The organism is Psychrobium sp. 1_MG-2023 (assembly GCF_030689115.1).
In the GTDB taxonomy this organism is placed as follows: domain Bacteria; phylum Pseudomonadota; class Gammaproteobacteria; order Enterobacterales; family Psychrobiaceae; genus Psychrobium.
Genome location: NZ_JAUYVJ010000007.1, coordinates 35,699 through 47,908 on the forward strand (window position 1 = coordinate 35,699; position 12,210 = coordinate 47,908).

The window sequence follows — 12,210 nt, forward strand, 5'->3', positions numbered from 1 at the left end:
GGGGAGTACATTGGTTTTTGGCGTAATTAATTGAATATCAATATTAATTAGGCCGCTTGTTGTTTTGCTATTTGCTGTAAGGTTTCGATTAGCCGTTTCATTTCACTGCGGCTGCCAATACTAAATCGTAAGCAGTTCTCTAAAGTTGCGACATTAGACTGATTACGGACCACGATGCCGGCTTCACCTAACGCGTTAAACCAGCGCTGATCGTTAAAACGAATCAAGATAAAGTTAGCACCTGAGCTATACACATTACTGACGCCTTCTAGAACACTGACTTGCTCCTTAAACTTTGCGGCAAGCTGGTTAAGCTCTGCGACGTGCTCCTTCATTATTTGAACGCCTGCTTCGGTCAAGCGTTCACTAGCTATCTCAGCAACGGGGGCTGGAATAGGGTAAGGAGCAATGACCTTTTTAGCTAATTCGATAATGCCTTGATTCGCTAACATGAAACCACAGCGAAGCCCTGCTAGGGCAAAAGCTTTTGATAATGTGCGTAGCACCACTAAGTTAGGGTATTGTTTAATCAATGACGCCATTGATAGTTCAGGTGAAAATTCAATATAAGCTTCATCTACAACAACGATGCATTGTTGCGACAATTTGGCGACAATAGGCTCTAGTTGTTGAGGCGTTAATGTCGAGCCCGTTGGGTTGTTTGGATTACAAATAAATAATAACTTACTGCCATTAAGTTTATCCGTTAACTGAGGATCTAGCTCCCAACTGTCGGTTAGCGGCACTGTATTGACCGCGACATTGCAAGTAGCTGCGCTGATGGCGTACATACCATAGGTTGGGGTACAGATAGTGATGCTATCTTGCCCCGGGATACAGAAGGTACGAATGAGTAATTCGATTGCTTCATCGGCCCCACGACTTGCCAGCACTTGTTCTGGTGTCAGCTGGCTATAGCGACTGTAATTTTCAATTAAAGCATCAGGTTGAAACTCTGGATAGCGGTTGTAACTTGGCTCTGTTTCCGCAAAAGGGGACTCGTTGGCGTTAAGCCAAATATCACCACTACCACCTATTCGGCGCGCCGATTGATAGGGGGTCATCGCGAGTAGTTCGGGTCTAGCAAGTTGTTGGGCTAGGCTATTGCTCATTGTGTTCTCCCTGATCTAAACGGATTGTTACGGCATTTCTGTGGGCGTCGAGCCCTTCGGCTGTTGCCATTGGGCAGATGCTGTTAGCTAATGTGCTTAAGCCTGAAAATGTCAGTTCTTGTACGGTGAATCGGCGTGAAAAGTCAGCAAGACTTAAGCTCGAGTAACTATTACACATACCGTAGGTTGGTAAAACATGGTTAGTACCACTAGCGTAATCACCCGCTGACTCTGGACTCCAGCGTCCTAGAAACACTGAGCCCGCTGCGTAAATAGCATCAAGCACTGTCCGAGGCTGCTCGGTTTGAATGATCAAATGCTCAGGTGCATAGAGATTACTGATGGCAATAGCTTGATTGAGATCGTCGGTGACAAAAATACGGCTGTGTTCGATTGCTTGACGGGCAATTTCTTGTCGGGTTAGTTTATTTAATTGATTCTCAACTTCAATGGACACTTGCTTAGCAACCTCACTACAAGGGGTGAGTAAGATTGCTTGCGAGTCAGTACCATGTTCCGCCTGAGATAATAAATCAGCAGCGACGAAAGCAGGGTTCGCTTGCTCATCAGCGATCACTAGCACTTCAGAGGGGCCTGCTGGCATATCAATTGAAGCACCGCCGATAGCCATTGCCACTTGCTTTTTCGCTTCGGTGACAAAGCGGTTGCCAGGACCGAATATTTTGTCAACCTTAGGGACGGATTCACTGCCATAAGCCATCGCTGCTACGGCTTGAGCGCCACCGATTTGGTATATTTTTGAAACACCACAGAGCTTAGCGGTATATAAAATGACATCCGAAATGGGCGGCGGCGAACATAAAACTATTTGCGGACAACCTGCGATCATGGCTGGGATTGCTGTCATCAAGACAGTCGATGGAAGAGGCGCACTCCCTCCTGGAGTATACAGACCAACACTTTGTAATGCTTGTGTGCGTAATTCACATTGAACCCCAGGGGTTGTCTCAACGACAATGTCTTGACTCAGTTGAGCGCGGTGAAAGGTCTCAATGTTTGTTTTAGCCATTGCTAAAGCGGCTTTTAATTCCGCTGAGACATTCGCTTGTGCGGCGTCAATAGCCTCAGGTGACACAGCAATATGCTCAAGGCTAATGTTATCAAATCGTGTCGCATACTCTTTTAATGCTGCGTCACCATTTTGCTTAACATTGTCGATGATATTGGCCACTTGCTGTTGCAACATCGCTGAGTTTTCAAGAGCAGGGCGCTGCAACTGTAATTGTTGCTGCTCGGTGGTTAATTGTGACCAAGTTAATGTGCGCATGACTCTCTACCCCAACATTTTTTCAATCGGCATGACGAGGATCGAGCTTGCGCCAAGGGTTTTAAGCTCTTCCATAGTTTCCCAAAATAGTGTTTCACTACTAACCGCGTGAACGGCTACTTTACCATCATCACTTAATGGTAAGATCGTTGGGTTTTCAGCACCGGGTAATAGACTAATGATCTTGTCAACGTTGTCTTTTGGCGCGTGAAGCATGATGTATTTTGATTCACGTGCCTGAATCACACCATTAAAGCGTGTGAGTAATTTATCGAGTAACTGCTGTTTTTCAGCACTGAGTTTGTTTTTTGACTGGATTAATACTGCTTGGCTCTCAAAGAATACTTGAGACTCTTTTAAGCCATTAGCTTCGAGTGTCGCACCAGTTGAAACCAGATCACAAATAGCATCGGCAATACCTGCGCGCGGTGCAACTTCGACAGAGCCCTTTAACGTTACACTGGTGAAGTCAACATTGTTACTGTCTAAGTAGCGTTTTAATAAATGCGGGTATGACGTTGCAATACGTTGACCTTGAAACTGTTGTACGCCCGTGTATTTCACTTCCGATGGGATAGCTAAAGATAAACGGCAACCACCAAAATCAAGACGTTTTAATACATCGTACTCACTTGGGGCGTTAGCGGCGATACGTTCTAACTCTGTTTCTTCTAGCTCATTTTCGCCAATGATACCTAAATCACAAACACCATCCATGATTAGCGTTGGAATGTCGTCATCTCGAACAAGCAATAAGTCAATGGGTTGATTGGTGGCGTGAGCAATTAAACGCTGAGAGTTGGTGTTGAATTTGACGCCACTACCTTTTAGTAGCTTTTTGGCTTCGTCAGATAGGCGACCTTTTTTTTGAATCGCGATACGTAATCTGTTGCTTGTTTGCATTTTTTGTTGCTCCAAAATAAAAAACCTCTGGTCTTCCAGAGGTTCATCGTTTTGTGCAACCGCTGGAAGATGTTATTTGTAATCTTCCAGCCGAATAGTTCCTGAAAGTTACCGGATAATATGATGGTGGTGATGGTTCAGGATAATATTCATATGTTAGCCAAACGTTAATAACTGTTTAAAAGATGATTGATACAGTAAGATAGGCCGTGAACAATTGCAATGGCTTTTAACAAAAAAAACCTTAGACTTATGGCTATTTCGCGCTGCTTTTCTCGAAGTTTACTACTTTTATCTAATAATTTGTTTAAGCTACTGTTCTGTCGATAAAATTTTTAGACTAAATGTTAATATACTTTGTTACAAAGACTTTATGTTTAATACTATTGACCTAGTTCGACTTTTGTTTTAACTTTAGGTTAAATATTAAACAGAGAAGGGTGTTTTATGAGAGACTTAAATCGAAGTATCATACTGCTTCTGTATATCGCTGTTGCAGTCGCTTGCTATCTTTTTGGTACGGTATCTGGGGTGATGGTGTTCATTATGTTAGGCGTTGGCTTAGAGCTGGCGTTTGGACTTGGTTTGTTTGGCCGTCAAGGTTCGGGAGATCAGAAAACCCAGTGAACCTATCCCAATATTAGTAACTTTTCATAAAGAACCATTCCTTATTTACAAATGTATATGCCGCCGTAAGCTACAGCGGCATCATAAAACATGCCGTTAATGCGCTATTACTGTATAGCTTAAAATTGATAGGCTAAGCTGACGCGTAAGTCTCTACCCATTTCTGGTGCCCCAATAATACCAGAGTACCCAGGGTTATGTTCTAAGTCTTCCATGCTCGCGTGATCTAAATATTGTTTATCGAACAGGTTCTTTATTGCAATATTAAGTGTCAGTTTTTGCTCTGAAAATGGAGTCCAACGAGCATAAAGATCATGAACCGCATAGCCTGGCTTTACTGTGGTTAAGTTGTCTCCTGCAACGGTGATATTGATAGTATCAATGCCTTGAACAAATTGACCATTCCAACCAATACTCAGTGCATCGTGTAGTTGATAATTTGCATTTAAACTTAATTTATCACCAGTGGAAACACCTGCAGAGCTATAAACATAACGTGTTACCAGTTCATCATTCATGGTTGATTCTGCGTTATGGTAGTTTGCGCTCAATGTTAGGTTATCGCTGGTGTAGTTTGCGGTTAAAAATAAACCATCAGTTTTAATATCATGCTTGAGATTTTGATACACTTTTGACCAAGGAGTTTCACCGCCAACAGGGTTTTCGATTGTTGTACGGTAAATGCCAGCAGCGAAATTGAACTGCTCTAGATTATAATCAACACCCAGTTCGATGTTTTTAGCTTGTTCAGCTTTGAGCGTTGGATCATTACTGGCCGATGATAGTTTAAATGAATCTTTTACTTCTGGACCGCGCAGCGCTTCGGCATAACCTGCGCTGATACTCCATTGTTGCGATAAAGTAACGTTAATGCTGGCGTTTGGCGAGAATCCCTGATCATCTAACGATAAGCCATTTGTATCATCTAACTTATACTGATCAAAACGAACACCGGAGCTTAAAGTTAATTGGTCAGTCAATTGGCTAATATTTTGTACAAACAGACCCGCTACTTTTCCTGTTTCTGAGAAATGTGCATTAGCAAAGTCAACGTCATTGAGAAAGCTCGTATCATCACGGTAGTCCAAACCTACAATTAAGTCATGTTGTGCAAAAGTACTGGTATTTTTCAGTGTTAATCCCGTCGATTTACGGCCACCGTCATACGCAATACCTCGAAATTCTCTGATTTGCTCTTGCTCCGTATCGTAAGCGTTAACATCAATACTGATGTAATCACTATCAAGAACGTCATAGGAATAGTTAATGATAGTGGTCGCGCGGCTACCTGTTGTTGGTTCTGGTACATTGCGCTTACTAGCAATGAGCTCAGGTTTGTATAAGATATCTCCTTGCTCTTCAATATTTTCATGACTTAAAGATAAGGTTTGTTCAGGGCTAATGTTCAATTTTATTTTAGCGTAACCCAATGTTTTTTCTGATTCTGTACCAAGGATTTCATGCCCGTTACCGTCTTCAACATTTCCAAGATCAGAATCTGTCACGCTTAACATTCCGCTAATGACTTCGTTATTATCACGAGCGTAAACAGTGGCTGTATTTTTAAATCCTTCGCCATTTCCATAATAAGAGGTTTTTATTAAGGCGCCTAGAGTCTGTTGGGGGGCTAATAAATCACTTGGGTCTTTAGTAATAAATAGTACTGAACCGCCTAAAGCACCTGGACCAGCAGTCGCGCTACCAGTACCTGCCTCTATTTCAACTTGTTTTAATAATTCGGGTTCAATGTTAACTCGGCCACTGTGATGAAACACTGTTCCAGCTTGTGCTGCACCATCGATTGATATATTGAGTAAGTCTTCACCAACATTTCGTAAATATAGCTTTTGGCCCATGCCGACTGAGCCACCAACACTGATTGTCGAATCTTGACGGAAAAGATCACCGAGGTCATTGGCTTGAATGTTTTCAATATCTTGTTGATTGATTAGATTATCTAGACCACTTGTCGCTTGACCAACGACAACAATCATTTCGGTATCACTTTTTGATTTTTGCGGTGCCTGTTTCGCAAAAACACTGTGACTGCCCAGTACAGAAATCATTGCTATAGAGAGTGTGGTTAGTTTAATATTTGCAAGTTGCATGATGCTTTAGATGCCTTATTGTTAATGATAATAATTCGTATTTGTGTAATTTATCATTTCATGCAATCCAACAGAACCACTTTTACAATTGTTACAAACTACACGTCACTTCTGTTAAGTTGATTTAAGTGTGGAGCGGCAATCTCACCGTCATTTGTAGACCCGTTGGGCTTCTGTTTTGTGCCTTTACTGTGCCATGAAGGGCTTCAATTTCGCGCTTCACCAACGCAAGTCCAAGGCCATAGCCGCTGCTAGAGGTATTATCACCAGCGATCCTGTAAAAAGGTCTAAAGATGTTTTCAAGTTCACAATTCTCCACACCAGGGCCATGGTCACGCACACATAGTTCAACGTAGTTATCATAACGGTGAACAGTAATGTCAATACTCGTTGGTGTAAAGCGCATCGCATTGCGTATGATGTTTTCGATTGCTTGAGCTAGCGGACGTATACTCCCTTGGATAATGACTGAGTCAGGTAATGTTGAGGTGATTACTTTAGGGTGAAACTCAAACTGGGCATCGTCAATGATCGAGTCAACAAGATCGATTAAATCGAAGGTTTCAACCGTAAGTGCTACCTGTTCGTTTTCTATCCAAGCTAGGGTTAATGCATCTTCACTCAACTTTCTTATACCGGTGATTTCATCTCTAACTCGATGTAACATTTGAACCGATGAAATATTATTTTCTGCACAATTTAAAGCCGTTTCTATTCTTGCGATTGGTGTTCTTAATTCGTGTGAGAAATCGGCAATAAACTGCCTTTGGTTTTGAATTTGTTGTCCTAATCGATGTGACATATGTTCGAAGGTAGTTGCAACACTAATGAACTCGGGTTCTCGCGTATTTATCTTGGAAACTATTTCGATATCAAACTGACCTTTTGCTAATAACTCACTGGCATGTTTAAGTTGTTTTAAGGGACGCATTAAATATTGGTAAATATAGAATGCAATCACACTTAAAATGATCAGAGGCAGGATGAATTGCAGTGCTATATAGGCTGGTTTCCAATAAACACCCGGACGCATACGCTGTGGTAATCTGATTAAAAAGTGTATTGAACTGTTGCTAAATGCAACGTCCATGACGGGGTTATTAGGAAAATTAAGGTGTATTTTCCAACTGACGTCGCGGCCAAGCGTAAAGTTGTCTAGAAAGCGGGGGTCTAAACTTGATTGGTATAACGACGTAAGTTGTGAGTCTACGACGGCGACCCAAGTGTCTTCTTGGTGTTGTAGCTGTGTTAGGTATTGTGTTAAAGCTGCCTTGTCTTGTTGCTGGTGGAGCCTTTCTGCCGTTGCAGCAAACATCAGAATTTCAGTTTGATGTTGTTGTGTTATGTGGCTCATTCTGGTTTCAGTATGGCGTGATAATAGGTCGATGACAAAAAATAACGATACACTACCTAAGCCGACAATGAGCATCAACTTCCATAAAAATAACCTATTCATTCAAAACGGTATCCGCGACCATGGCTAGTGATAATACGTGTGCTAGGCATTCCAACAGAAGTGAGTTTTTTTCTGACACGACTTAAGTGCATATCTAAGCTACGATCGTATTGACTGAACTCTTTTTCGAGAACGACTTGAGAAAGGTAGGGTTTAGATAAGGTTTCGTTTTTATTCTCGATTAAGGTCCATAATAGCTTAAATTGAATAGGAGTCATTTCAATCGGTTTATCGGAAAATGTGATTCGAGCGTTATCTTTATATAGCTTGATTTCATCGACACTCAGTGTGGTCCCAGGCGTTGGTTGCTCTAAAATGTTGGCCCGCCTTAATAGTGCATCAATACGCAAAATTAATTCGGTGATATTAAATGGCTTTGGTAAGTAATCATCAGCTCCATAACTAAACCCTTGGATTCGTTCTTGTTCAGCCGCACAAGCAGTGATCATGATGACAGGCACTGTTGAGTGCTGCCTCAGTCGTTGTAGTACGGTGAAGCCATCAATGATGGGTAACCTAACATCTAATAAAACCATGGAATAATTGTGACTTATTGCGGCATTCAGCCCTTGCTCTCCATCGTGATGTTGAGTAACCAGATACCCTTTAGTGATTAATAAAGCGCTGAGTTGTTCATTGAGCGACAGGTCGTCTTCGATAATTAAGATATGTGGGGCTGCAATTTTCATGCGTATATTAAGGTAAATGAGAGGTATTCGTATTTTATAGCTAGTGTTGGTAAAAGGCCAGTATTTATCGGCGCTATTGTTACGCCTCAGTGTCTTATCACTAACGGTAAATAATGTAGTTCGTCCAATTGTCTAATCGGTGTGTTTAGCGATTGCATTAAGTAAGTGCTCTTATGTCGCTTGTAAATTTTTTTGAGCAAGACGTCTGGTGAATACCTGGTTATCGGAATTGTGAGCAATGCCGATGAGCTTATTTTAACAAGCCCAAGTAGGCAGATATTTAATGACATTAGTATTAATTGGTTTAATTGTATTCATTCCGGCCACGTTGTTGTAGTTCAACGTTTAAAATTTAGTATAATCATTAAAATAAGTAATCACGTTTAACTAGTTTCAAGCACAAGTTAGATGAACAAAAATATGAGTAGGCTGCTTTGTGAATGAACTAAATTGGAACGATGGTATGAGCGTTGGTGTTGACGCAATAGATCAAGACCATAAACAACTGTTAAAACTCATCAATGAAATTAATACAGCGATTAATAATGGTTCGACTGAGCTGATCATCAAAGATATTTTTCGACAATTGGAGCATTATGTGAAGCAGCACTTTACTCGTGAAGAAGCGTTGCTACAACAATGTAACTACCCTGATTACGAAGAACATAAGCTGCAGCATCAACAGTTTATTAATAAAATTCCTGAATTACGCGAGCGCTTGCTTAGCGCAGAAACCATTGAAGTTGCTCAAGAAGTCAGTTTGTTTTTATTGAACTGGATTATGAATCATATTGTGGTTGATGACATGTCTTATGCCAAGCTTGTCCATGAGCAAGGGTTAACGACAAATGATCGCTCTACACCATCTTGGAGTGAACGTATTAAGGCTTGGGTCGGTCGTCAAATTAAATTAGATAATCGTATTTATTTAGGGATGATTATTCCACTATTTGGCTTACTCGTATTAAGTGCGTCTGTAGTGACTTTTAGTTACCAGTACTACCAAAATGCAAAACAAGTTATTGAAGTCACAGGCTTGCTTAATGCTGCTAATAAATTGTCTCATACATTACAGATTGAAAGGGGATTGACAACGGCCACTATTGGGTCGAACTTCGAAAGATTTTCATCAGAACTATTGGCATCGCGTGTTGTTACAGATAAGGCTTTGAGTAACTACCGTGAAAGGGTAATGCAGATTAGAACAGGTAGTGTTGCTGATCGAGTGAGTCAGCAATTAGCTGATACAGATATAGCATTAGCTGAATTAAACCAGCAAAGAGGGTTAGTTAATTCCAAAACTAGTCATATTTCCAATACCCAACAATACTACACACAATCGATTAAAGAGCTTATCTCCGTGCTTGATGGCTTACTTTCTTTAGGTCATAACGCGGATCTTACACGTAATACGCTTAGTCTTTCAGCATTGGTTAATATGAAGGAAGTCGTGGGCCTTAAACGAGCGATAGGCGCTTGGATTTTAAGTGGGCAATCTATAGACTCTAAGCTTTTAAAAGATTTTTATTTGTTGCAAGGGAGTAGGAGTGGATTACTAACACTCTTTATGAACTCAGCAACGATTGAACAGAAAAATAAGTGGCAAAAAGTTCTTAGCTCTTCAGTTTATCGACAGGCCGTGGCGCTCGAAACGCAATTAGAACGTTCAATCGCCTCACAGGCAGAATTGACCATTGATAGTGAGCATTGGTTTGAGGTGATGACAGGTAAAATTAATGCTAAAAATGCCTTTATCGAGCAATTGATTTTAGATAATGAGAAAAATGTGCAAAAAGAGTTGAACAGTATTCAATTTGTATTTGTTGTCATCACGTCTTTGTTGCTGGTATTAGTCTTCTTTTCAACTGTTATATCCTGGTTGCTTGGTCATAGTATCATTTATCCAATTCATTTGATGACCCATGCAATGAAGTGCTTGAGTGAAGGGCAGCGCGATAAGCGTTTTACTTTGGAGTTTGCTGATGATCAAATGAGAGAAATGTTTGCCAGTTATGAAGTGAATAGAAGGAAGCTTTTACAGGCAGATATTATCTCTGCCATTCGTTTTGAGCGACAGGCTATGTCAATCAAACAACAAGAAATTGACAAAAAGCGACTAAATGAGCTTGCATCGATTGACCCCCTAACAGGTGCGATCAATCGGCGAAAGTTTCAAGACGTTGCTTACCAGGAGCTAGAAAGAGCCAGACGTTGCCAACAGCAATTTAGTATTTTAATGCTTGATATTGATTACTTTAAAAAGGTCAATGACACTTATGGTCATGCTTGTGGTGATGAAGTGTTGAAAGTTTTTTGTCAAACTTGTATGTCACAAGTAAGAGAATATGATTGCGTCGCCCGCATTGGTGGTGAAGAGTTTGCTATCCTCCTTCCTCAGTCGGACAAAAAAGGAGCCATATTGTTAGCTGAAAGACTTCGCTTATCCATCGAAAAAACAATAGTTGATTATCATGGTCATCAGATATCCATAACGGTCAGTATCGGAGTAGCAATGTGGCAAGAGCAGACTCAAGATGTTCAAGAGTTACTCGAACAAGCGGACAAAGCTGTTTATCAAGCGAAGAACCTTGGCCGAAATCAAGTTCGGTTGTTTAATGACTCGCCAGATAAGGACGTCAGTTTAGAACATTAAACAGCACCGCTCATTTAGCCTTGAACCTGTTTGCGGGATGGAAGAATGATGGCAGTATTATTGATTAGTGAATAAGAATAATTAAATTGGTTAATAACTGCCGCTTTGCCAACATGGGTATTGAAACTTAGATTCTGTTGGGCCTTAAGTTCGGTTAAAACGTAGAGGTTGTGCGCTAATTCGTTTAGCCTCGTTACAAAATTGTTCATTTACATTAACGGAATGGGTATTACTTCATGAATGGAGTTGGTGTTAGGTATATGATAAATAAAAAAGGGGCTAACATCGTTAGCCCCTTTTAGTAGAGAGAATACTCTTAGTAGAGAGAATTCACTGCGATTAACGTGATAAAGCCGGCGTCAAATGCGGGCGCATTTTAGAAAGCATAGCCTTAACAACTTTTGGGTTACCAACAACAATATTGCCTGAAGCAACATAGCCGTGACCACCGGTAAAATCAGTAACGATACCGCCAGCTTCTTTTACTAATAATTCACCTGCGGCAGTGTCCCACGGCTTTAGACCAATTTCCCAAAAACCATCTAAACGACCTGCAGCAACGTGTGCTAAGTCTAGTGCTGCTGAGCCTGCACGACGCATGTCTGCAGTGTCATCAAACATATCTGAGAAAATAGCTAAATAGGTTTCTTTATAGTGCTTTACTTTAAATGGAAAGCCAGTAGCAATTACAGTACCTTTAAGATCTTTTGCTTTGGTTACACGTGTACGGTAGCTGTTAAATTGACAGCCTTGTCCACGGGTCGCAGTAAATAGCTCATCGCGAATAGGGTCAAAAACAACAGCTTGTTCTGTCTTACCATTAACTTGTAATGCGATAGAAACAGCAAAATGAGGGATACCCTTGATGAAGTTGGTCGTGCCATCAAGTGGATCGACAATCCATTGGTATTCACTGCTTCGATTACCTAACTCACCACTTTCTTCACAAATGAAGCCGTGATCTGGGTATGCTTTTTTAATTACTTCAATGATTGCCTGTTCGGCGTCGTTATCAACTGTTGTGACAAGATCGTTAGTTCCTTTTTGTTGAACTTCAACTTTGTCTAGCTGCTCAGTCGCGTGCATAATTACTTTACCCGCGCTACGAGCTGCCCGAATTGCAATATTAAGCATCGGATGCATAGTGTCTACCTTTGGATTTTAAAGAACGGAAAATTCAGCCATTGGCTTGAATTAAAAACGGCGCAAATTGTACCAGAGGTTTTGGTAATGGCAAGCTTATTCATTCATAAACTACAACATTGGTCACGGTAAATTATTTTAGAGGGGCAGTTAGGGTAGTTAAAATGAAGCAACTGGATGTGAGTTTTGTTACTATAGCAAAAATTTAGAGACGCCTTGATCGTCGGGGCA

The 12,210-nt window shown here is 41.0% G+C and carries 9 protein-coding genes; 2 read left to right on the forward strand and 7 right to left on the reverse strand.

The genetic code is table 11. The features are described from left to right. Positions 1–47 precede the first annotated feature (47 nt). From hisC to hisG, 3 genes are read right to left on the reverse strand one after another with little or no spacing between them, the layout of a single operon-like run. Entirely contained in the window at positions 48–1,112 is a 1,065-nt protein-coding gene (hisC, locus tag Q8W26_RS05235) for a histidinol-phosphate transaminase (RefSeq protein WP_305472587.1), read from the reverse strand. Beyond that, a complete protein-coding gene (gene hisD, locus Q8W26_RS05240; protein WP_101213845.1) occupies positions 1,102–2,400 on the reverse strand; it encodes a histidinol dehydrogenase in 1,299 nt (432 codons plus the stop codon). The genes hisC and hisD overlap by 11 nt, the downstream gene beginning before the upstream one ends. 6 nt (positions 2,401–2,406) lie before the next feature. Further along, positions 2,407–3,303 (reverse strand): ATP phosphoribosyltransferase, encoded by an 897-nt coding sequence (gene hisG, locus Q8W26_RS05245; protein WP_101213846.1) that lies wholly within the window; start codon positions 3,301–3,303, stop codon positions 2,407–2,409. A 447-nt stretch (positions 3,304–3,750) separates the two neighbouring features. Between hisG and Q8W26_RS05250 the strand changes: the two genes are divergently transcribed. Continuing rightward, entirely contained in the window at positions 3,751–3,930 is a 180-nt protein-coding gene (locus Q8W26_RS05250; RefSeq protein WP_101213847.1) for a hypothetical protein, read from the forward strand. A 119-nt stretch (positions 3,931–4,049) separates the two neighbouring features. Here Q8W26_RS05250 and Q8W26_RS05255 read toward each other — a convergent pair whose 3' ends face one another. The 3 genes from Q8W26_RS05255 to Q8W26_RS05265 all read right to left on the reverse strand — a co-directional run bounded on the left by Q8W26_RS05255 (position 4,050) and on the right by Q8W26_RS05265 (position 8,177). Continuing rightward, entirely contained in the window at positions 4,050–6,038 is a 1,989-nt protein-coding gene (locus Q8W26_RS05255) for a TonB-dependent receptor domain-containing protein (RefSeq protein WP_305472590.1), read from the reverse strand. Between the two features lie 124 nt (positions 6,039–6,162). Then, a complete protein-coding gene (locus tag Q8W26_RS05260; RefSeq protein ID WP_305472592.1) occupies positions 6,163–7,494 on the reverse strand; it encodes a histidine kinase sensor domain-containing protein in 1,332 nt (443 codons plus the stop codon). After that, complete coding sequence (locus Q8W26_RS05265; RefSeq protein WP_101213935.1) at positions 7,491–8,177, reverse strand: response regulator transcription factor; 687 nt, start codon at positions 8,175–8,177, stop codon at positions 7,491–7,493. Before Q8W26_RS05265 ends, Q8W26_RS05260 begins: the two co-directional genes overlap by 4 nt. A 442-nt stretch (positions 8,178–8,619) precedes the next feature. Here Q8W26_RS05265 and Q8W26_RS05270 point away from each other — a divergent pair, with 442 nt between their 5' ends. Beyond that, on the forward strand, positions 8,620–10,836 hold the full coding sequence (locus Q8W26_RS05270; protein WP_305472594.1) for a bacteriohemerythrin: 2,217 nt from the start codon (positions 8,620–8,622) through the stop codon (positions 10,834–10,836). Positions 10,837–11,175: 339 nt separating this feature from the next. Here the strand turns inward: Q8W26_RS05270 and suhB are convergent, their stop codons facing one another. Continuing rightward, positions 11,176–11,979 carry an inositol-1-monophosphatase gene (suhB, locus tag Q8W26_RS05275; RefSeq protein WP_101213850.1) on the reverse strand — a complete coding sequence of 268 codons (804 nt, stop codon included), beginning with the start codon at positions 11,977–11,979 and terminating at the stop codon, positions 11,176–11,178. Positions 11,980–12,210 lie beyond the last annotated feature (231 nt).